The sequence below is a fragment of the Moritella dasanensis ArB 0140 genome, from assembly GCF_000276805.1.
GTDB lineage: Bacteria > Pseudomonadota > Gammaproteobacteria > Enterobacterales > Moritellaceae > Moritella > Moritella dasanensis.
In genome coordinates this window covers 1-23503 of record NZ_AKXQ01000005.1, presented here as the reverse complement: position 1 = coordinate 23503, position 23503 = coordinate 1, and the positions used below count along the sequence as shown (strand labels likewise).

The 23503-nt window shown below is 39.0% G+C and carries 17 protein-coding genes, 1 tRNA gene and 1 pseudogene; 16 read left to right on the top strand and 3 right to left on the bottom strand.

Annotated elements, in window-relative coordinates; translation table 11 throughout:
- Positions 1–5 precede the first annotated feature (5 nt).
- The 10 genes from zipA to A923_RS0105310 all read left to right on the top strand — a co-directional run bounded on the left by zipA (position 6) and on the right by A923_RS0105310 (position 10944).
- Positions 6–1139 (top strand): cell division protein ZipA, encoded by a 1134-nt coding sequence (gene zipA / locus A923_RS0105360; RefSeq protein ID WP_017220630.1) that lies wholly within the window; start codon positions 6–8, stop codon positions 1137–1139.
- A gap of 121 nt (positions 1140–1260) precedes the next feature.
- On the top strand, positions 1261–3294 hold the full coding sequence (ligA, locus tag A923_RS0105355) for an NAD-dependent DNA ligase LigA (protein ID WP_017220629.1): 2034 nt from the start codon (positions 1261–1263) through the stop codon (positions 3292–3294).
- Between the two features lie 267 nt (positions 3295–3561).
- The gene (gltX, locus tag A923_RS0105350) at positions 3562–4974 is read left to right on the top strand and encodes a glutamate--tRNA ligase (protein ID WP_017220628.1); all 1413 of its coding nucleotides are present in this window, start codon (positions 3562–3564) and stop codon (positions 4972–4974) included.
- Between the two features lie 115 nt (positions 4975–5089).
- Positions 5090–5165 (top strand) — tRNA-Ala (locus A923_RS0105345).
- A gap of 102 nt (positions 5166–5267) precedes the next feature.
- Positions 5268–6758: a site-specific integrase gene (locus A923_RS22615; protein ID WP_083849960.1), complete on the top strand. Its 1491-nt coding sequence runs from the start codon at positions 5268–5270 to the stop codon at positions 6756–6758.
- A 239-nt stretch (positions 6759–6997) separates the two neighbouring features.
- Entirely contained in the window at positions 6998–7600 is a 603-nt protein-coding gene (locus A923_RS0105335) for a hypothetical protein (protein ID WP_017220626.1), read from the top strand.
- 1 nt (position 7601) lies between these two features.
- Positions 7602–7850 carry a hypothetical protein gene (locus A923_RS0105330; RefSeq protein WP_017220625.1) on the top strand — a complete coding sequence of 83 codons (249 nt, stop codon included), beginning with the start codon at positions 7602–7604 and terminating at the stop codon, positions 7848–7850.
- Between the two features lie 306 nt (positions 7851–8156).
- Positions 8157–8333: a hypothetical protein gene (locus A923_RS22925; RefSeq protein ID WP_017220623.1), complete on the top strand. Its 177-nt coding sequence runs from the start codon at positions 8157–8159 to the stop codon at positions 8331–8333.
- A 119-nt stretch (positions 8334–8452) separates the two neighbouring features.
- Complete coding sequence (locus A923_RS0105315) at positions 8453–9592, top strand: hypothetical protein (protein ID WP_017220622.1); 1140 nt, start codon at positions 8453–8455, stop codon at positions 9590–9592.
- Between the two features lie 749 nt (positions 9593–10341).
- Positions 10342–10944 (top strand): recombinase family protein, encoded by a 603-nt coding sequence (locus tag A923_RS0105310; RefSeq protein WP_017220621.1) that lies wholly within the window; start codon positions 10342–10344, stop codon positions 10942–10944.
- 73 nt (positions 10945–11017) lie between these two features.
- Here A923_RS0105310 and A923_RS23155 read toward each other — a convergent pair whose 3' ends face one another.
- Positions 11018–12454 carry a YadA C-terminal domain-containing protein gene (locus A923_RS23155; RefSeq protein WP_202800830.1) on the bottom strand — a complete coding sequence of 479 codons (1437 nt, stop codon included), beginning with the start codon at positions 12452–12454 and terminating at the stop codon, positions 11018–11020.
- A 395-nt stretch (positions 12455–12849) separates the two neighbouring features.
- Between A923_RS23155 and A923_RS22725 the strand changes: the two are divergent.
- The 5 genes and pseudogenes from A923_RS22725 to A923_RS0105280 form a co-directional block, all read left to right on the top strand.
- Positions 12850–13084 (top strand): annotated as a pseudogene (locus A923_RS22725) (IS1595 family transposase); the annotation flags it as partial.
- Between the two features lie 514 nt (positions 13085–13598).
- On the top strand, positions 13599–14639 hold the full coding sequence (locus tag A923_RS22010; protein ID WP_017220619.1) for an AI-2E family transporter: 1041 nt from the start codon (positions 13599–13601) through the stop codon (positions 14637–14639).
- 116 nt (positions 14640–14755) lie between these two features.
- Positions 14756–15694, top strand: coding sequence for a class I SAM-dependent methyltransferase (locus A923_RS0105295; RefSeq protein ID WP_017220618.1), 939 nt, complete (start codon positions 14756–14758; stop codon positions 15692–15694).
- A gap of 1224 nt (positions 15695–16918) precedes the next feature.
- The gene (locus A923_RS22920; protein WP_157532759.1) at positions 16919–17116 is read left to right on the top strand and encodes a hypothetical protein; all 198 of its coding nucleotides are present in this window, start codon (positions 16919–16921) and stop codon (positions 17114–17116) included.
- Positions 17117–17120: 4 nt separating this feature from the next.
- On the top strand, positions 17121–19010 hold the full coding sequence (locus A923_RS0105280) for an alpha/beta fold hydrolase (protein WP_017220615.1): 1890 nt from the start codon (positions 17121–17123) through the stop codon (positions 19008–19010).
- A gap of 133 nt (positions 19011–19143) precedes the next feature.
- Here the strand turns inward: A923_RS0105280 and pta are convergent, their stop codons facing one another.
- Together pta and A923_RS0105270 are read right to left on the bottom strand one after the other, a co-directional pair.
- Complete coding sequence (pta, locus tag A923_RS0105275) at positions 19144–21273, bottom strand: phosphate acetyltransferase (protein WP_017220614.1); 2130 nt, start codon at positions 21271–21273, stop codon at positions 19144–19146.
- A 105-nt stretch (positions 21274–21378) separates the two neighbouring features.
- The gene (locus tag A923_RS0105270; protein WP_017220613.1) at positions 21379–22572 is read right to left on the bottom strand and encodes an acetate kinase; all 1194 of its coding nucleotides are present in this window, start codon (positions 22570–22572) and stop codon (positions 21379–21381) included.
- A 409-nt stretch (positions 22573–22981) separates the two neighbouring features.
- On the opposite strand from A923_RS0105270, the gene yfbV reads away from it, so the two are divergent.
- Positions 22982–23419, top strand: a complete 438-nt coding sequence (gene yfbV, locus A923_RS0105265; RefSeq protein WP_017220612.1) for a terminus macrodomain insulation protein YfbV — start codon at positions 22982–22984, stop codon at positions 23417–23419.
- Positions 23420–23503 lie beyond the last annotated feature (84 nt).

Genomic DNA, 23503 nt, shown 5'->3' with positions numbered 1-23503 from the left:
CTGTTATGCAAGATTTGCGACTTGTTCTCATCATTCTAGGGTTTATGGCAATCGTTGCTTTAATTGCCCATGGCCTTTGGTCAAATAAAAAGAATCAAGTAAAACCATTAAAAGATAAACCGTTAGATAAACTTGATCAGAATGTTAAAGATAGACAAGGTTTTGACCTTGACGGTATAGGTGAAAAGCGCGTTGTGACTAAGTCGGTAGAATCGACAGTGAACTTCGACAGCGATGAACCCGCGCCTGTGTCAGTTGAAAAAATTGAGCCGCAGTTCGGTGAAGTAAAGAGTGGTGAAGTAAAGAGTGGTACAGTTAAGAGTGGTGAAGTAATAAGCGGAACTCCAAAGAGTAGTTCAATTAAAAACCGTGCAGTAAAGACTCGCGCTATAAACAGCAGTTCAATGCAAAGTACCTCGTTAAAAAATAGCGAGACGCATGACAGCACTAACACCGCGCAAACTGAAACATTGGTAACCGCTTCATTTTCGGCAATTGACGTAGAATTACCGGCTGATACGATAACAAATGATTTAAGTTATGATGTTGTCGACGCCGCTGCTAACGTGGCTATTGATGCAGAAAATGATGTAAATAGTGATGCTGAGAATAATGTCGTCATCGATAATACCCTCACAACGGATGATCAACAGCAAACCGTGCATCACGATGCCGCGAATGATTCAGCGCAAGATGACGTTGCTGAAGAAGCTGTATTTGTAATTAACATTATGGCGCGTGAAGGCAAGAGTATTGCTGGCGCTGAATTATTACAAGAATTATCAGCCTTTGGTTTCAAGTTTGGTGCAATGAATATTTTTCACCGCCACGTTGATGCTGCAGGTAAAGGCGCTGTTATCTTTAGTCTTGCGAATATGGTTAAACCAGGTACGTTTGATATTGATACGATGGAACAGTTTGAGTCTCCTGGGGTATCATTGTTCATGATGTTCCCGTGTGCAGGCCAAGCGTCACATAATTATGGCTTGATGCTAGGTGCTGCAGAACGTATTGCTGACGGTGTTGATGGTTTATTAATGGATGCAACACGTCACCCATTAACAGAAGACGCCATTGAGCAAGAACAAGCGTTTATTCGTAAGTTAGAAAGTAGAGCACTCGCGAAAAAATCTGACTAGATTATTACTGTAACTCGTACTCGGTGAATAAAGAGTACTTGGTAAATATAGTCTCCAGATAAATGCCTCACTTCGGTGGGGCTTTTTTTGATCTTTGGAATTTTTATCTTTGGAAATAAAGATGACAGAACAAGTAAAACAGATTCAAGCCTTAACGCTTCAATTAGAAGAGTATAATCACCAGTATTACGTGCTGGATAATCCGACTGTACCGGATGCGGAATATGATCGTGTATTGCGTGCATTAAAACAGCTAGAAACAGCATACCCAGAACTTGCGTTAGCCACATCACCAACCCAAAAGGTCGGTGGCGAAGCGCTGACCTCTTTTAGTCAGATTAAGCATGAAATACCGATGTTGTCATTGGACAATGTGTTTTCTGCAGAAGAGTTATTGGCGTTTGAAAAACGTTTACAAGACCGTTTACTGACTAAAACCGAGATCAAGTTTAGCTGTGAACCAAAACTAGATGGCCTTGCTGCGAGTATTTTGTATGAAAACGGTCACTTTGTCCGCGCTGCAACCCGTGGTGATGGTCAGATTGGTGAAGACATTTCTGAAAATGTAAAAACCATTAAATCAATTCCACTGCGTTTACGTGGCGATGACTTTCCAGCGCGTTTAGAAGTACGTGGTGAAGTGTTCATGCCGAAAGCTGGTTTTGAGCAACTGAATATCAATGCCAAGAAGAAAGGTGAAAAGACCTTTGTTAATCCACGTAATGCCGCCGCTGGTAGCTTACGTCAGCTTGATCCTAAGATCGCGGCAAGCCGTCCGTTAGCGTTTAATGCTTATTCATTAGGTGTGGTAGAAGGCGAGGTTGAAGGTAAAGGCTTGTCTAATTCACACGCTGAAAACTTACAGAAACTAAAGCAATGGGGTTTACCTGTTTGTGCCGATGTGACTGTGGCGACGGGTTATCAAGGTTGCTTAGATTTCTATGAAGACATTGGTCAACGTCGTGATGCATTGTCGTATGACATTGACGGTGTGGTGTATAAAGTTGACGATTTAACATTGCAAAAAACACTCGGTTTTGTTGCGCGTGCGCCACGTTGGGCAACCTCGCATAAATTCCCGGCACAAGAAGAAATTACTACGTTATTGGATGTTGAATTCCAAGTCGGTCGTACTGGCGCGATCACGCCAGTAGCGCGTTTAGAACCTGTGTTTGTGGGCGGTGTAACCGTGAGTAATGCGACGCTACATAACACCGATGAAATTGCGCGTTTGGGTATTAAAATCAAAGATCAGGTGATTATTCGCCGTGCTGGTGATGTGATCCCACAAGTGGCGCGTGTGATGCTAGAACGCCGCCCTGATGATGCGCAAGATATCGTATTCCCTACAACATGCCCTGTGTGTGATTCAGAAGTAGAACGCATTGAAGGTGAAGCTACCGTGCGTTGTACTGCTGGCCTGTATTGTGGCGCCCAACGTAAAGAAGCGATTAAACATTTTGCTTCACGTAAAGCACTAAACGTTGATGGTTTAGGCGACAAAATGGTTGAGCAATTGGTTGATGCGGAGTTAATTAAAACCCCTGCTGATTTGTTTGGTGTGACGTTTGGTCAGTTAACGATGCTCGATCGCATGGGACCAAAGAAGGCGACGAACTTACTGGAAGCGTTGAAAATCGCAAAACACACGACACTGGCTAAGTTTTTATATTCACTGGGTATCCGTGAAGTAGGGGAGGCGACAGCCGCTAACCTTGCCAATGATTTATTAACACTCGAGTTTATCAAAAAAGCCTCGGTTGAGCGTTTAGTATTGATTTCAGACGTTGGTGAGATCGTTGCTAAGCACATATTTTACTTCTTCCGAGAAGAGCATAACCTAGCGGTTGTCGATCAACTGATTGAAGCCGGTATGACCTGGAATGATGTGGCGGTTAAAGAACAAAGCCAACTGCCATTGTTAGGCACTATTTATGTGATCACCGGTACGCTGGTTAATATCTCGCGTGCTGATGCTAAGACGCGGTTACAAGACTTAGGCGCTAAAGTCGCAGGCAGTGTGTCGAAGAAGACAACTGCGTTAGTGGCTGGACCTGCTGCAGGCTCTAAGCTGACGAAAGCACAAGAGTTAGATATCGATATTCTGTCGGAAGACGATTTACTCGCGCTATTAACAACACATAGCAACACATAGTTAGTTTATGGTAAACGCTGATATCAGCTTCGATAAATAACTGTATAGAAAAATGTTATTGCTATCGCAAACATACATGGCCATGGATGGCCTTGTCTAAGCGAACATGGATGTCTTGAGCGGTTTGCAGGAGCAATAACATTTTGCACACTTAATTTTAGCTCGCGTATTGTTAGTTTTAGCTTTAATGGTAAAATACGCAGCATCATGTGCTTAACCTTTCGTGGGTTAAGCTAATTAAATAATGTAAAAGGTATTGTGAGACTTATGACTGTTAAGACTCGTTTTGCACCTAGCCCAACTGGCTACTTGCACGTAGGCGGCGCACGTACAGCGCTTTATTCTTGGTTACATGCAAAAAGCCAAGGTGGTGAATTTGTACTGCGTATCGAAGATACTGATTTAGAACGTTCTACTCAAGAAGCGGTTGACGCGATCTTAGAAGGCATGAAATGGGCTGGTCTGGATTGGGATGAAGGTCCGTATTTCCAAACTCAACGTTTTGATCGTTACAACGAATTAGTTGATCAACTACTAGCAGAAGACAAAGCATACAAATGTTATTGTTCACGCGAACGTCTTGACGCGTTACGTGCAGCGCAAATGGATGCGAAAGAAAGCCCACGTTACGATGGCAAATGTAGCCATGGTGACATTGCCGACACTGGTGCTGATTTCGTTGTGCGTTTCCGCAATCCGAAAGAAGGTTCTGTTATCGTTGATGACAAGATCCGCGGCAAAGTTGAATTTGCTAATAAAGAATTAGATGATCTAATCATCCGCCGTACTGACGGTTCACCGACATACAACTTCTGTGTTGTTGTTGATGACTGGGATATGGGTATTACGAATGTTGTTCGTGGTGAAGATCACTTAAACAACACGCCTCGTCAAATCAACATCTTAAAAGCACTAGGCGCACCTGTTCCACAGTACGCTCACGTTGCTATGATCCTTGGTGATGACGGCGCTAAACTATCTAAGCGTCATGGCGCTGTCGGTGTTATGCAATACCGTGATGACGGTTACCTACCTGAAGCACTACTAAACTATTTAGTACGTTTAGGTTGGTCACATGGCGATCAAGAAATCTTCAGCACTGAAGAAATGATCAAACTGTTTAGCTTAGACGATGTAAACAAAGCGCCTTCAGCGTTTAATACAGAGAAGTTACAATGGGTAAACCAACATTACATTAAAACACTGGCACCTGAATATGTTGCAACTCATCTTGAGTGGCACATGGCAGACCAAGGCATCGATACGACTAACGGTCCAGCACTAGCTGAGATTGTTAAAGTACTTGCTGAACGTGCTAAGACACTGAAAGAACTTGCAGCTGCTAGCCGTTACTTCTTTGAAGACTATGCTGAATTTGATGCAACTGCGGCGAAGAAACATTTACGTCCTGTAGCAAAAGAAGCATTACTTAAAGTGCAAGAAAAACTAGCTGCGATTGCAGATTGGAGCGATGCTGAAGTATTACACGCTGCAATTAACGATACAGCGACTGAACTTGAAGTAGGTATGGGTAAAGTTGGTATGCCGCTACGTGTTGCTATTACTGGTGCCGGTCAATCACCGTCATTAGATGTAACACTTAAGCTTATCGGTAAAGAACGTAGCCTTGCTGGTATCGACAAAGCGTTAGCATTTATTACTGCACGTGAAAACGCCTAACGGTGTGTAAATAATAACCTTTCTGTCGTTTGGTCGTGATTTTCTATTGTAGATATTGACACCAAAACGGCAGATCGAATATTATGCCTACAGCAGCAAATGTTGCTGTAGAAATGGGGCCATAGCTCAGTTGGGAGAGCGCGACACTGGCAGTGTCGAGGTCATCGGTTCGATCCCGTTTGGCTCCACCATTTCTACTTCAAATATATGATTATCAATCAGTTAATGATCTCCAGTTCAATTCGTAATGTCATTTGCACTCATTTTGCACGCAAATACCTACAAAGTTGAATATGAGCATACCTCTACCAAACATCTCTAGACGCAATCAAACCTATTATTTTAGGCAAAGAATCCCTTGTGATTTAGTTCAATTTCTAAACAAAAAAGAATTCTATTTTTCGTTACAAACCACCATATTAAACACTGCTGTCTCAATGGTTAATGAGTTATTATTAAAGACTGATAATTTATTCAAGGAATTGAAGAACGTGGTTAGCAAAGCGGATTTAGATAAGATTTTATATGGCTCAAGCACTCCCACCAGAAACACTGCTAATAAGCCAGTTGATGCTGATGAGTGGATACGTGCAACAGTAACGACTAGCGATGGCACTAGCATTACCGTAGAGGCTGACCATAATGACCCCCTTGAAGAACGTGAATCAATCCGAATTGCTACAGAGCAAGCCATACAGCAGGTCTCAGGCTACTCATCAGTTAAGCAAGCCACAACAAATATATCTGTTAGTCTTGGTAGTGCAATTAAACAATATCTGCAATCTAAGCAGGATGGACCAGAGATAACCACTAAAAGTTATGAAACAATTAAAGCAAAGATTTTGTTGTTAAGCGAGTACTTCGATGGTGGTCGTGATATTGCTACTCTCAAATTAAAAGACGCAGAATCATTCAGAAATATATTGTTAAAACTACCGCCAAACCGCGCCAAGGTTAAGAAGTATGACGGTTTAAGTCTGCAAGAAATAGCCGACTTTGGTGACGAACCACAGAGTATTACAACGGTGAAAGCGACCCTTAATAAGTGCTCAGCATTTTTTAATTGGTGTATTAAATCTGATATCGTCGAAAAGAATTATTTTGAAAAACTGCCACTATCTAGAAAAACGCATAAAGATTCTGATGAACGTAAAATCTGGTATAAAAATGATCTGAATACATTATTTAATGCCGATATTTGGGCTACTGGTAAATGTAAACACGATTATCAATTTTGGCTGCCGTTAATAGCATTGCACACTGGTGCTCGATTGACTGAAATAGCACAATTACGTGTTGAAGATATCAAAGATATGTGTGGTATTAAGTGCTTTCATATTAACGAAGAACATAAATTTCAAAAACTTAAAAATCCAGACTCAATGCGTTATATCCCTATACACTCAGCGCTGGTTGATCTAGGTTTTATTGATTTTGTAGCCACGAAGTCTAGCGGTTGGCTATTTAATGGGTTGCTGAATAAACAGGGTGAAGTCCCAAGAGATGGGCTTGGTACAAAAGCATCAAAATGGTTCTTACATCATAAAGACAAATTAGGAATCGAAGAGCCTGTGTTTCATTCATTTAGACATACGGTTGCTAATGAATTTAAGCAGAAGTCAGTACCAGAGCAGCAAGCAATGGGGGTATTAGGTCATAAGAGTCAGTCGATTACGTATGCTAGATACGATAAAGATCTTAATGTACCTTTACTGCAAGAAACGATAGAGCAATTGGATTTCAATTTGTACATTAAGAATGTTAAGGCTTGGGGCGTAGTTTAGGCGAACTGAATTTTCACTAATTTGAGGTGCTATAAACATGTTTAAATTTAAATTCACTATAACCATTTGATTTTTAAGTGATAAAAAATATTTTTAGATGAATAAAAGTATTGAGTCATGATATAGGTTTAAGAACTGATTTTTATTCGTTCTTAAAATAAAATTTACGACCCTTATTAAGAGCCTAATGGCTCTTTTTTTATACCTGTAATAAAAAAAACTAAATCAAAGGTAAAGATATGATTAATTTAAGCGCGTTATTAAATAAAATTGAAGTTCAGCGAGGTATTTTTATTGATCTATCTAGAGTCATTATGCGTACTGGTCAAGATAGTAATGGATCAACGTTCTATTGCGATCGACAGTGGAACATTGCGTTTAACCCTGTTAACGGTATGTGTCTCATTCAAAACCAAGATCACAACATTAATGAGAGTGTTTCGCTGGTGGATTTTCAAAGTCTTTCTGAACTTGAGGATCTGATCCCAAGCGTAATGATTCAACACTGTAGAGCAAACCAAAGTGTTGATAATAACGATATATTAGAAGTTATTGAATCACTGTTTAACGATCACGGTATTAATACTGACGATCTAGAAATCTATGACGAGTTAAGAAGTGGTGTTAGTTTCGATAATACTTGTGAAGACGAGGGAGAGAATACATTTACAGCCACTTTTGACGCAACTACAACAATCACCAGTAATGATAAGCCTGTAATTGAAATCGCATGGAATGGTGAATGGTACGACTGCTACGAGGACGAAGATTTAATTTTAGAAGAATACTTCTGGAACAGTCGTTCTATTGAAAGCGTTGAATTTAACGAAGTGGGTTTATAGCATGATTGTAATGGTAGAGGGTGAGCAAAATGACTACTTAACTCAAGTAGCAAAACGTTTAGACCTATTTGGAGAAAGAGCGCTTTATGATTTATTTGCAATGGATGGCATAAGCCAAGAGGACATTGCTATCTTGGTTTCAATTATCTTAGATATTGCAAAAGAGAAACTTACTGAAGCGGATCTAGCACGAGTCAAATTAGATGATTGGGATAAGTGGGAATGCTATTTGTATAAAGGTTTAAGTTAATAGATTCCCGATCAGCAAGAATTACACAAACCAGCCTAGTACTGGTTTTTTTTGTTTCTAGCGTTTGATGTCGCTGGTCTTGCGATCCGGTTATTAACTAGTTAATAAATACTTATATAACAAACAACAACACTAAAGAGGGGATGGCTACATGATAAACGTTAAGCACGGAGCACCAACAATAAGCGCAGATAAAATAGAAGAGGTCCACGCGGTCTTTGCTGAATTACAGAACTACACACAGACAGCAAAGAGACTTGAACTGAATGTTAATACGGTTAGAAAATACGTTAAGGCTGGTAAGTAATGGCTAAACAATTAAACCTTGAAATACCTGATGATGTAGCAAAGTTTGTTGATGATACTTATCCAAACAAATCACCTGCGGCAACAATAAAAATACTACTTAAAGAGATTCAATCACAATACGAGAATAACCAAGATATGGGGAAAAAACATGGCAAAAAAGGCAATACCAAATAAGACTACTTTAGAGATTACTCATACCAATATTTTAGCAGATGCCATATATCAAAAGCGTGAACTATTATTACCTACCCAATCAATAAAAAGAGCAAAGGGATATTACAACAAGTATATTTTTGAATACTGTTTACTGTTTACTGATTGCAGAGTGTATCACTGGATACAGAAAGCACGTTAAGAATGGAAACGCTTATGATGTCGGTGGACAGAGTGAAATATTAAAACGATTTAATAATCAAGTAGCCTTTAATAATCTTAATACTGAAATGGGAATTTTTACTAAATTAGGTAATTATAGCGTTGGTAACTACAACAAACCGTATCTATTAAATCAGTTCTGGTTAAGACGATTGGATGCGGTATTAACTATAAATCAAACACACAAATTATCAGAATCAAATAAATGGCATGAGTTCGTTTATTCAAACCCAATAACAACAAGCACTATTGATCCTGATATTGAAGCACTAAGTAAACTATATTATATCTATCTCGATGATACCCCTCAGCACATAGAAAAACGTAATATTATATGGGCGCTTATTAACTGTTATAAGCACCACGGCTGCATTATTCAATATTATGATGTATCGGGTGGCATATTTGGGCGCTACTGGACTAAAGGCGCTCTAGGACTACAGCAGCAAGACAGATCAATTCGCAATGCAACACTAAATCAATATACTGAATATGATATGAAAGCGGCTGCATATGCAATTCTGCTATCGTTAGTTCGTAATAAAAGTAAATATCCAACAATATCAAATTATGTTGCAGATACAGAGCAAGCAAGATTAAGAATTGCGCTTAACTCAGGCACTAGCAGCGAGAAGGTTAAACTTGTATTTCTTCATCAATCATTTGGTAGTTCCTTGGGATGTCGAAGCGCTATACATGATGAGGTTGGAGGTGAAGCATTGGCGGCGATCAAGAACGAACAAGAGTTTGAATTATTCCGTGCTGAGTTCAAGGACATGACTAAAGAATTACAACGCATTAAGGCAAGCACACATGAACAAGTTAAAGCCTACAGGAAAAGTATTCATGAAAAAACTTATACGGCTTCATTCATTGCTAAATTATATCAAGATATAGAATGTAAAATAACATGTCTAATACGTGATCAACTGGCAAATAAAAAAGATTGTTTATTGTTGCATGATGGAGTTTTTACCAAAGAAAAACTTGATTGTAATCAATTGTCTTTGCTGATTAAGCAGGAACTCAATATTGATATTAAGATAGGTAAGAAGTGAGTTAGTTATCAATTGATTATTTGATTTTAATGTTAAGTTCTTAAACGAATACATAAGTAGTGTAAGGTTCCTATATGGGCTTCCTAAGGTGCTGGCTTACCTTGTTCTGTGCCTTCCTCTAACCTCTCCTGTTATAACTAAGCCGAATCCCGTAGGGGTTAGCGCGTGTGGTTATTTCAATATTATTCTTGTATAGATCTTTAGGTAACTAGGTACGTAATACCTGTATTGGTACGTAATAACTCAATAACTACGTATCTATCGAATGAACACTTGAGATAAAACTAAACAAAGTCCAATCTATTTAAATCAATTCGTAACACTATTAGCAACGTTATAAGGAATAGGTAAAAGTGTTTTGATCACCTCTGACATAGTGCGTGTTTATCTATACTGATTTTTTATTTTCTAAGCCGCTCTCAAATACAATAGTAAACAAAATAATGGTGTAGTTTATTCCCTATCAGGAACTAAAGGGGGGAAGGGCCCCATACTTCAAGTACTGAAAATAAAAAAAATGCATCCCCATACCCACTTAAATATCGGCTATATATTTTTTGTATCGGCTGGTGGACTTTTTATATCAGCAACATAATAGCCAACAGATACACTCTCACATTTAGTTCATTATGAGTATACCTCAGTGAAACTAACTGCAATACTCAATAGGTTGGTTTCATATAGAGTTTACAGCACCTTAATGAAACCGTTAATGTGAAACCACTTAAACGAAACCAGAGCGAAATATTATGTTTATCAGATGTTATCTACGTGCTTCAACACAAGAGCAATCAGCAGACCGAGCAAAAGAAGAAGTAACGACATTTGTTAATTCATACAATCATAAGATTGCTGGTTTCTATATTGAGAATGAATCAGGTACTAAAGCCGAACGACCAGAACTAGAGCGCCTGATTAATGATTCACATAATGGCGATGTATTAGTTATTGAGAAAATGGATCGATTGACACGTTTACCGTATCAACAGTGGCAAACACTAAAGTCACGAATTCAGGATAAAGGATTGACTATTGTTGTTGTTGATCAACCGATGACACATCAAGCATTATCAACAAGCCAACCTGAGTTATCAGCGATACAGCAAGCCTTAACTGGGTTCATGTTAGATCTCGGTGCAGCAATGGCTCGTGATGATTATGAAACAAGACTGAAACGTCAAAAGCAAGGAATTGCAAAGGCTAAAGAAGAAGGTAAGTATAAAGGTAAGCAGATTAATACTGAGTTACATAAAAATATTAAGAAAATGCTTGCTGGTGGACTGAGTTACACTGATATACAGAATGCACTTGGCTGTTCACGTGCTACGATTGCGCGTGTTAAAAAGATATAAAATTTAAGTGTAAAAAACCCCGTATCCAGCCAAGGTACGGGGTTTTATTAAATTAATTGCGTATTAAACTAGATTAGAAGATGAATTGAGTACCAACGCCACCAGATACTTCGCTGTATGAACCTGTTGTCACGTTAACAGTACTTGATACAGACCAGTTAGAACTGAAACTATGAGCGACACCTACCGCGATTGCTGAAGATGAACCAGCGAAACCAGCACCAACACCTACAGCCGTTTGTCCTTCACCAGTTAGGAATGGACGCGCATTGTTGATTGCGTGAGTACCAGCCATAACACCATCCATTTTCTCGTCTAGGCGGTCGATTTCGTTATAAAGGTCTGCAATATCTGCTTGAGTTTCAAACTTGAACTCATTAAATGCTGCGTCTTGTGCATCATCACGGCTTAATTGTTGATTATAGTTTTCGCGTAACTGTTCGTTTGCGTCACTACCTGATTCATCAAGACCTTTAAGACCATCAATCAATTTATCACGTGCTTCACCAACTACATCACCAGGTAATGTAGGCTCAACCATATCATCAGGAATTATAGCCTCTTGACGTTCTTTTTGTTTTGTTTCTTTTTGCTCTGCCAATTCAGAACCTTTTTCTTGAACCTTTGATTCAATATCTGATTTGCTAACTACAATAGATTCTTCTATACCAACTTCAGAAACCTTAGTGAATACTAGATCATTACCATCTTCTGATTCTGTGATTTCATAACCTTGCTTACCTGCTTCATTTTTAAGAATATCAAACTTCTGTTCATCAGTTGCATTTTCTTTAATGTTATTAGCACGTTCTGTAAGATTATTAACAATTGTCATTTCATATGATGCTTGTTCTTCAGGCGTGATTACACGAGGAAGTTTAATAACAGGTTCTTCAACAGGATCTAGAACAATAGGTTGTTTGATTGGTGAAACGATTGGTGCATTGTTGTTAACGTGCTCACGGGTTGCTTGCTTAACGATGTCTAACTGCTCTTCTGACATATCAGAGAGGTTTAACTGACGTACTTCACCAGATACAGGATCAATAAATGTAAGGTTAACAGTACCATTTTTATCTCGAACAATAGAAGATTCACCTTCACCGTAGTTTGCTAGGTGTGCATTAATCATATCAATTTTTTGATTAACAGGTACTTCGATTGGTTTAACGCTAAATTTATCGCGAGAATTTTGACGATTTTTTGAATTATCTTTTGCTACAGCCGCTAAAGTTTGTTTAAATTGCGATTCATTCTCTGAATCTAAAATAATAGGAGATTTACCTTCTTGAATAAGAGTGTAATCACCATTTACATTTTTTGTAATCATTACTTTATTTTCAAGATTTGCTTTTTCAATCATTAAATTGAAAGCGTCAACCTTAACATCAACTGAGTAATCAGGATGCGTAGGACGTTCAGGCTTATTTGGTTGACCCATGTCAGCCGCCATAACAGCAGTTGACGCGAATGTTGATGCAATGATTGTTGCTAATAATAATTTTTTCATTTTTAAGTTTCTCAGTTTTTTGATTGATGTTTTGTTGGGAGCATTATTAACAAATTCAATCATGCTGAGTATGTCGTTTAGGCGAAAAAAATTCTAAACGATATAAAATATAAAAATAATTTTAATTTATAAAAAATCCTTGTTGTAGAACAATTTAATTGATATTGTTTGCCCCACTTCATTATATGAAGTGATTGATTGATGTTGGCTCTGCGTTCTCAGCGCAGAGCCATTCAATCAAACCCTTTCCTAATATACTTAATTAAATTTATAGCCGTCTAATCTGTCTAACCTCCAGCAAAAATCTTTCTTTGATTATTAATTAGGTGCTTTGACAACATCCCTCCTAATGCCTAAATTTATTGTTATTTCTGATGGTTAACCTGTTTGGAGATGTTATTGGTGGCGGGTCTGATAGCATTGAGTTTACCTATTTTAAATTGGTAAATTAAGTAGTGTGAAAAATTCAATGCATGGTACTTATCATGCAATTAAGCAAAAGAATTTCCCTCTATATTAGGCAGAGTTTTGCTTTAAATTTAATCGTCGATTTAACTTAGAAAAGATGCTTGAGCAGTTAAAGCATCAAGTATTCGAATGGCACCGACACCCCAACGCCTTCGGTGGTAATCAGATAAATCTAAGGGATCTAGGCAGCCCCCAATTAACAATAATTTATCGTTAATAAAAAGGTGAATAGGCACTTCTAGATTATCAGTTGATATTTTAGTCGGTCTTATTTGCACTCATTTTGCACACATTTGTGTAAAATTAGTGTTACAGTATCCCTAACGCATTGATATTACGAATGCTGAACTAGAGTTTTTGATATCGTGGTGCACCCGTTTGGCTCCACCATTTCTACTTCAAATATATGATTATCAATCAGTTAATCATCTCCAGTTCAATTCGTAATAACTTTCCATTTATTTCGCACTCATTTTGCACGCAAATCATTATAAAGTTGAATATGAGCATAGCTCTACCAAACATCTCTAGACGTCATCAAAGCTATTATTTTAAACCTCTACACTGGAGTTTATATAAAACACATAGTGTTTTCATCTTGTTAAGGTTATATTCATCAGTCACGTCGTAGACTACTGGCGACTATTCGCACCCTGTAGCCCCCTAATGAGTAACTATGAAACTAATTTTAAACGAAAATAGCCAGATGCGTAATTTGGTGATGATCGCTGCTGTGATCATTATTCTAGGTGGTATCAAAATTGCCACGCCGATTATCATTCCATTTTTGCTGGCCATATTCATTGCCATTATCTGCAACCCATTGGTAAACCTGATTACACGTTGCCGTATTCCACGCACAATCGCTATTTTTACTGTGCTGATTCTTGCCATCCTGATTGGCTTGACGATCACCAGCGTAATTGGTTCAAGCGTGCAACAACTCACCAGTAATATTGGCGATTATCAAAGCCAAATCCGTGGTCACTACGGCGAGCTAGTTACGTTCTTACATAAATACAATATCCAAATATCATCTGATACCTTACTGGAATACTTCAACCCAGGTACTGCAGTGACGATGGTGTCGAGCATGGTTAGTAGCTTGTCAGGCGTGATGGCAAACATCTTCCTGATCTTGCTAACGGTGGTCTTTATGCTGTTTGAAGGTGATGTATTACCGAAGAAACTGCATTTAATGTTTAAAGACCCTGATTTCAAATTAGCCCAGTTAGACAAGTTCTTAGATTCGGTGAACAAATATGTGGCGATTAAAACCTTAGTCAGTATCGCGACGGGTATCACGGTTGGTCTCATGTTGTTTATTATGGGTGTCGATTTCTATCTGTTGTGGGGCTTGATTGCCTTCCTATTAAATTACGTACCTAACATCGGTTCGTTAATTGCGGCTGTGCCTGCGGTTATCTTAACGATGTTGCAACTGGGCTTACCACAAGCCGGTGCAGTAGCTGCAGGTTATGTCACGATTAACTTGATCATGGGTAACGTTGTCGAACCACGCTTCATGGGCAAAGGACTGGGTTTATCGACCTTGATCGTATTCCTATCGTTAATCTTCTGGGGCTGGTTACTTGGTTTGGTCGGTATGTTATTGGCAGTACCACTGACGATGATTGTCAAAATTGGCTTAGAAACGATTAACGACAACAACTGGATGTCGATACTGATCAGCAGTGATGTTGATGTGAAAAAATAACCCCGCACCTTGATCGCAATTTAGTACTAATCAAGTATAATACGATGAATTGAAGAAAGGGATGTACAGTGTGCATCCCTTTTTGTTTTGTCAGATTAATTAAGGTGAATAAGATTGTGACTGTCGCTATGTCCGAGGCTGATAAGAAATTGCCGCTTGAATTTATTGATTTCTCTGCTGTTGCAGAAGATGCTTGTCGCTTGTTCCATGGTCGTGGCCATACGTATGCGGGCTTCGAGCACATCAACATTGATTGGTTGTCACCTGTTGCACTTATTACGTTATACCAAGAAGAAGAAAACGATTACCTCATGTTGTTAGCAGAAGCGCTGCAAGCACAACTTGGTGAACAGTGTAAAACGGTATTAGTACAGTTCCGTTGTCGTGAACGAGCGCCGACTTCATTGTTCCTTGGTGAAGAATGTAACCGTACCGAAATCACTGAAAATGGCATGACCTTTAACCTTGAGTTTGGTCGTGCACAAAACACCGGTCTATTTCTCGACATGGCCAATGGCCGTCAATGGGTTAAAGAGCAGTCAGAGAATGCGAACGTATTAAACTTGTTCTCTTATACTTGTGCTTTCTCTGTTGCTGCACTAGCCGGCGGAGCAGACAAGGTGATGAACGTTGACCTTAGCCGTACTTCACTGACGATGGGACGTGATAATCACCGCAGTAATGGTCATGATCTTAAGCGTGTTAAATTTGAAGGTGTTGATATCTTTAAATCATATGGCCGTTTACGTAAACATGGTCCTTATGATCTGTTGATCTCGGATCCACCGTCGTTTCAAAAAGGCAGTGTTGATATTAAGCGTGATTACAGCAAGATCATTAAACGTATTCCGGAGCTAATGAAGCCGGGTGGTAAAGTGATGCTATGTTTGAACGCACCTGAATTGGGTGAACAGTTCTTATTTGATAATGTTGCCGAGCATTGCCCTGATTGTGTGTTCCAAGAACAACTGCCAACGCCAGCTGTATTCAAAGAAGCTGAAGCGGGCAAAGGCCTTAAAGTTTTAATCTTCATTTACTCGCCTAAAGCGGCGTAATCGATATTAGCGTGTCGTTTTATTTATACGATGAAACGGCAGGCTAAATTAGTTATTTTACCCTAGTTAGTGTTATTCCGACTCCAAAACTCGCCCTTTAAGTCATTTTATTGTATTCATTTTAGACACTCATATCGCCAATATCCGATAAGATTTGCTATTTTAGCGCCAAAATCGCCACATATTACTTTTTGGTATAACTTATACTAAGTTGTTCTATTTTGTTTATTATCGTTCAGTTTTAGTCAACGTGTTGTGTTTTGAGGGCGTGATGGCTTCCTTATATCGGTAGTTGGCTTTCATATGAAGAGCTAACAATCAAAATGTTGATAAATAATTACAGAATAGGTTTATTGACGCGGATCAATGTTTTTGCCTAACGTGACAAATATTGCAGACTGAAAATGCTGTGTTAGGATTAATACATGGACTGAGCAAAAGGTTGCTCAGGGAAGTGTGATAAGCGGGTTATCGATTATCGGCATATTTTAACGAAGTACTGTTTAGTACTATTAAGGTGGTTATGATGGACTATAATGAAAACGATTTATCGTATTATCAACTTCAAGACGAATTGAAACAAGAAATGGAAGCGGAACTAAGTGACCAACTTGATGATGAGTCAGGCGTAAACTAATCAGCACTGACTGAATAGTTTAGCGATAATATACTGATGATAAAGAAGCCTCGATTGAGGCTTTTTTTATGCCTGTCTTATGGCTATTCCTTTCCTATTTCAACCCACGGTTATTCACAATCTCGCCCGCTAAAATCACATGATATTTTGTTGTTCCATGTGATCAGTTCGATACCTGCAGTTTGCTTCACTGGTTAATCATGGTGTTATACACAGGGTGATGATACTTGTGTATATAAGCAGGTTAACGTCTTCGCCTGTGTATAACTTTAAGTATTAAAATAAAGTTGTGGACTAAATGTGGCATATTCAGGGGCTGATTTATCAATAACCAGCGTTTATGTCAGGTTATCCACAAAATCTGTGGATAAACATGTGTGTTAACTTGTTGGTTGATTTTAAGTTGTTGTATTTAAATCATTTTTTGTTTAAATTCTTTGATTTACTGAAAAATCAAGAAAAAATTAGAAATTAAATACAACTAAAGACTGGTTGGTTTAGCTGATTTTGTTATATAAAAAAACGCCCTCAGAAGCCTTGGTAAGGTTATTTTTTATTTGAGGCTACACACTAATCACTGAAGTTGAATGGCTGTAAGCGCGGTTATGGAAACGCTGCGGATGCACAAACTTTATGAGTATAAAGTCGGTGAATTTAAGCCTGATTGTTACCCTATGGATAAGATGTATCTGCTGGAGGGAGCAGTCATCAGTGATGACCGTGGTATCATGATTGCAGTAGACTATTTCAAATTTAAAACGTTAAATCAAATCATCGGTATATAAATTTATGGTTAATTATTTTTCTATTTCTCAAGTCGATACTGACGCTTATCCTTTACGTCATGAAAATGTCGACAAATTTGCACTCGTTTGTGAGGGTGGGGGGCAGAGAGGCGTATTTACAGCCGGTGTATTAGATGCATTTTTGAAAGCCGATTATAATCCGTTTGATTGTTTTATTGGTACATCAGCAGGCGCGTTAAATCTGGCATCTTATGTTTGTGGTCAATATCGACATGCTTATGATGTCATTAATAAAGTGACGCGTGATCCCGATTTTTTTAATATTAAGAATGTATTTCGTGGTGAAAACAGCTTGAATCTGGATTTGCTAATTCATGCTACCGAAACACACCTAGCGCTTGATTGGGGTACGGGATTAAAAAACTTAGAAGATCGCGAGTTGTATTGCGTTGCGACCAATATAAATAGCATGCAAGCCAAATGCTTAGATTTAAAAAGAGGCTGTTGGAAAAAATCCTTAAAAGCGACATGTGCTATTCCTTTATTAACCGTGAATCCGATCAAAATTGACCATGACGATTGGTATGATGGTGGCGTGACTGCACCTATTCCGGTTCGAGAAGCATATAAGCTTGGTTATAAACATATTGTGGTGATTAGAACGATCCCTGTCGATGCCAGTTATAATCATGAGTGGTTGAATTTTTTAAAAAACGTTGGCCCGAATAAACTTAAAAATTTAAGTCACTTATTAATGATCCATGAAGACGCGTACCGCGCGGACCAAGCATTTTTAGAAAATCCGCCTGATGATGTGGTTATTTATGAGATCCATCCGGCAACGCATTTACAAACCTCCTTAGTCCATTCATCTAAAAAAGCAGTGGATAGCGATTACGCGTTAGGTTTTGAAATGGGTAAAAAATACCTTAATCTCATTGCGGATAAAATCCATAAAGGTCAATTTGAACTCGCCAATGTCACCGATCTTCCGCTCAAAACGACCGAAGATGTTGATACCACTGAAAACGCCTGTAATGAGGTAATTAAAGGTTTAAAACGTGGTAATTTCATTGGTTTTGACAAAGTTAGAATCAATTGGATTAATTATAATCCACATCATAAAAAAGATACGTTGGTGATTGTTAATGGCAGAAATGAATCTTATTGGGGATATTTAGAACTTATTTATGAGTTATCACATTTTTATAATATTTATACTTATGATCATCGAGGCCAAGGCGAGTCAGAGCGATGGGCTTCGGATCTTGATTTAGGTCATGTAAATGATTTTCAAGATTATATAGTTGATTTACAACTATTTATGGATAAAGTTGTTTACCCTAATGGCGATGGCGATGGTGATTGTTATTTGGTCGGACATTCTATGGGCGCAAATATTTGTACTCAATATATTCAATTTTATCAGCACAAAGTGAAGAAGTTGCTGTTGAGTACGCCTATGTTTGGTCTTGGTTTATCTATTAAAAGTAAGTTAGATACCTCAAGCCACTCCATTTTCGAACGCTTCACGAAGAAACCTAATTTTGCTTTAGGTCGTTCTTTTTATGATTTTCCTGAATTTGATAAAAATCTCATGAGTAAGAGTAAATTACGCTACTCACGTTATACCAATAGCTATAATGAAAAACCAAATTTAAAGTTAAGTGGTCCCAGCACTAAATGGATCCAAGAGTCGATTAAAGCGTGTGAAAAAGTGTTAATTAATGCCCATAAAGTAGATATTCCAGTATTGATATTACAAGCTGAAGATGAATATGTGGTGAGTAATTTAGCCCAAGACAAGTTTAATGAAAGTTGTCCCCATAGTTATATTGAAGTGGTTGAAGGCGCATTACACGGTCTATTTATTGAAGAAGATAAATACCGGAACATTGCAGTCAACAAATTGATTTTCTTTATGAAAAACTAACCAAGTTCGTTGCTATCTTTTGATGGGTTCAAATATAAGAAGTTGATGAGTTTAAATATAAAAAGTTGATGGGTTTAAAGATACAAAAAAGGCTCCCGAGGGAGCCTTAATACACGTTTAACAGGTTTTCAAACTAGTTGCTTAATTGCTTAGCTTGAATTGCTGTTAGCGCGATTGTGTAAACGATATCGTCTACTAATGCGCCACGTGATAAATCATTTACTGGTTTACGCATGCCTTGCAGCATTGGACCAATAGAGATTAGGTTTGCAGAACGCTGTACCGCTTTGTAAGTTGTGTTACCAGTATTAAGATCTGGGAATACAAATACAGTCGCTTTACCAGCAACTGGGCTGTTTGGCGCTTTGCTTTTCGCTACATTTTCCATGATAGCTGCATCGTACTGTAGAGGACCATCAATGATCAAATCAGGACGACGTTCTTGAGCAAGTTTCGTTGCTTCACGTACTTTCTCTACATCACTACCTTGGCCAGATGAACCAGTTGAGTAAGAGATCATAGCAACGCGAGGGTCGATACCGAATGCTTTAGCAGAATCCGCAGATTGAATTGCGATGTCAGCTAGTTGAGAAGCATCTGGGTCTGGGTTAATTGCACAATCACCGTACACTAACACTTGATCAGGTAGCAACATGAAGAAGATCGAAGACACTAGGTTTGAACCCGGTGCTGTTTTGATCAACTGTAGTGCTGGACGGATTGTGTTTGCTGTCGTATGAACGGCACCAGATACAAGACCATCAACTTCAGCTTGTTCTAACATCATCGTCGCAAGAACAACACTATCTTGTAGTTGTTCACGTGCTACTACTTCAGTCAGACCTTTCGCTTTACGCAGTTCAACCATAGGCGCAACATATTTTTCAAGACATGTTACTGGATCTATGATTTCAACACCGTCAGAAAGAATGATACCTTGGCTTTCTGCAACACGTTTAATTTCAGCTGGGTTACCAAGCAATACTGGAGTCGCGATACCGCGTTCAGCACAGATGTTAGCCGCTTCAATTGTACGTGGCTCTTCGCCTTCAGGTAATACAACACGTTTCTTCGCTTGACGCGCCAATTCAGTTAACTGGTAACGGAATGCAGGCGGTGATAAACGACGAGTACGTTGTGTACCAACAGTTAACGATTCAATCCATTGCTTGTCGATGTGACTTGCGATGTATTCTTGAACCGCTTCGATGCGTTGTTTGTCATCTGCAGGGATATCAAGATTGAAGTTTTGAAGCGTTAATGCTGTCTGCCAAGTGTTCGTAGGCGTTAGCATGATTGGTAAACCAGTCGCCATTGCTTGTTGGCAAAGTTTTAATACACTTGCGTCTGGGCGAACATCACCAGTTAATAGTAATGCACCGATTTTAACGCCGTTCATTGCAGCAAGACATGCAGCAACAATCACGTCAGCACGGTCGCCAGAAGTAACTAATAAGCCACCTGGACGGAAGTGCTCAAGCATGTTCGGGATAGAACGTGCACAGAAAGTGATACCCACTAGACGACGTTCTTCGATGTCGCCTTCGTTTAAGATCTCAGCACCTAGGTGTTTAGCAAGATCTTTTGCACGTGGTGCAATTAGCTCAGCGCTCCATGGGATGCAACCCAGGATAGGCATTGGGCTTTTGCCAAATACTTGTAGCACTTCTAGGTTATGGCTAGCATTACCTGCGTTTGCTTCAAACATTTCGGCAAGATCTGGACGGCTACGACCAGCTTCATCAAGTGGTGCGCCAACTTTGTTGATCACACAACCAATGATGTTTTTGTTTTTGCTGCCGCCGAAGTTAGAACAAGCGATCTCTAAACGATCTTTAAGTTGTTCTGAAGAATCTGTGCCTGGGTTAGTCACAAATACCATTTCAGCGTCAAGTGCTTTAGCGATGTTGTAGTTGACGTCGTTAGCAAATGGTTGTTTTGATGTTGGTACTAGACCTTCAACAACAACGATTTCAGCATCAACCATGTGCGATTCAAAACGCTCAACGATATCTTCAAGCAGTACGTCAGTTTTACCAGCGCCGATTAATTTTTCAGCGTGAGATAAAGTGAACGGCGTTGCAGGTGATGCATTCGTTCCTTGACGGATGATTTCAGTTGATAACTCAGGACCTTTTTCGCCTTGGCGAGGTTGAGCAACAGGTTTGAAAAAGTTAACGTTTAGGCCGTTGCGTTCAAACGCACGAACCATACCTAGACTAACAGAAGTTACGCCTACGCCTACGCCAACTGGGATAAGCATTATAGTGCGAGCCACTAGCGTCCCCTTATATTGGGATTGAGAAGAAAGAAAGGTGCGATCACACCTTTCTTATAAAAGTTAAATTTAGTTAAGTTAACTAGCTAATTAGATTAAGTTTACTGCGTCTTGTGCAATAACTAATTCTTCATTAGTAGAAATAACCATAGCTTTAATTTTACTATTTGCAGTAGTGATTGTGCCTTCTGAACCAAAACGTGCAGCTGTATTTGCTGCAGCGTCAACTTCGATACCGAAGATAGAAAGTTGGTTCAATACTAGCGCACGGATAACGTCAGAGTTTTCACCGATACCACCAGTAAATACGATAGCGTCGATACGGCCTAAAGCAGCTGCGTATGAAGCGATGTATTTAGCTAGACGGTAGCAAGAAAGTTCCATTGCGCGAACTGCGCCAACTTGACCTTCTGCATAGCCATCTTCGATAGCACGGCAATCGCTAGAAATTTCAGAAACACCTAACAAACCACTTTCGTTGTTAAGCATGCTGTTAACTTCAGCAACTGTGTAGTTACACTGTGTAACTAGGTGGTTAATGATGCTTGGATCAATATCACCACTACGCGTACCCATTACTAGACCTTCAAGCGGAGTCATACCCATGCTTGTGTCTACTGATTTACCATTTTTAATTGCACAAACTGATGCGCCGTTACCTAAATGACAGTTGATGATGTTAGTGTCTTCAACTTTTTTACCTAGAAGCGAAGCTGCTTCACGAGTAATGAATAGGTGGCTAGTACCGTGCATGCCGTAACGACGGATGTTGTTTTCACGGTATAGTTTGTATGGTAATGCGTATAGGTATGCTTTTTCAGGCATAGTCTGGTGGAACGCAGTATCGAATACAGCTACTTGTGGAAGCGTTGGGAATGCAGCTTGTGCAGCACGGATACCGATAAGGTGAGCCGGGTTATGAAGCGGTGCTAATGTTGCGCAGTCTTCGATGCCTTGCATTACAGTATCATCAATGATTACTGATGAAGTGAATTTTTCGCCGCCGTGTACAACACGATGACCGATCGCTACGATAGCGTCGCTCATTTCTTTTTGGTCTTTAAGAATGTTATTTACGATGTATGCTACAGCTTCTTTATGTGAAGCGCCTGCGCCTAGATCGGCTGTGCCTTTATTGCCGTCAAGTTTCCACTTGATGCGTGCGTTATCTAAATTAAAGCATTCAGCAAGACCAGATAATTTTTCATCACCAGATACTGAATCAAGGACTGCGAATTTAAGAGAAGAGCTACCACAGTTTAGAACTAGAACGAGTTTATTCATGCGTAAAAACCTATTATGAAATAATCAATAAAATAACTGATAACAATCCTAGCGATTTTGGCTTAGGTATCGTATCTTTATTAAAGCACAGATATTGTCTGTGCTTAGTAAATTGGCTGACACTGTCATTTTTACGTACTATGTCGTAGTGATACGACGAATGTTCGTTACTAAGTATCCATCTTAAAGAAATGACAACTTTCTAAAACTGTGAGTTATATCACTCACATTTTCCCTAAAAGTGTTAACTGCCTCATAGTTTACTTGCTATAGGACGATATCTCAAAGTATATTTGTAATAAAGTTGATCTAAACCATTAACGTAACATTCATATACTATTTTACCTGCACCATGACATAGTGTATGGTTTGAATTATAGAATAATTATCTTTTTACGGGAGGATGCTGATGAGTGTATTTAAAGATACCCTTTATAAAGGTCAACATTATATGCAGCGCTGGCCGATGAAAAAAGAATTGGCTGCACTTTTTCCTGAGAATAGAATCATTGCTGCCACGCAGCTTGGCTTTAAGACAATGCCACCATTAGCTATTCTAACGGTGATGATGCAGTACCTCTATGGTGATATGCAGCAACTACCGGCGAGTATTGCGGTTGCATTGCTATTAATTACATTGCCAATGCAAGGTCTGTTTTGGTTAGGTAAACGTTCGAAAGAGCTATTACCTGTGTCACTTGCAAACTGGTATCACGAGTTATACCAAGGTTTAGTGACGCAAGGTTGTGAACTCGAACCAGCCAAAAAAAATCCACATTACAGTGAATTAGCTTATGTATTAGAAAGTGCATTCAAGCGTATGGATAAAGCGTTTATGGTTAAGTAATACACGATTTGCTGCTGTATAAGGTCGCGTTAATCGATACATAAACACTGAGTCTCGAAACGAATACCGATATTAACGTTAATA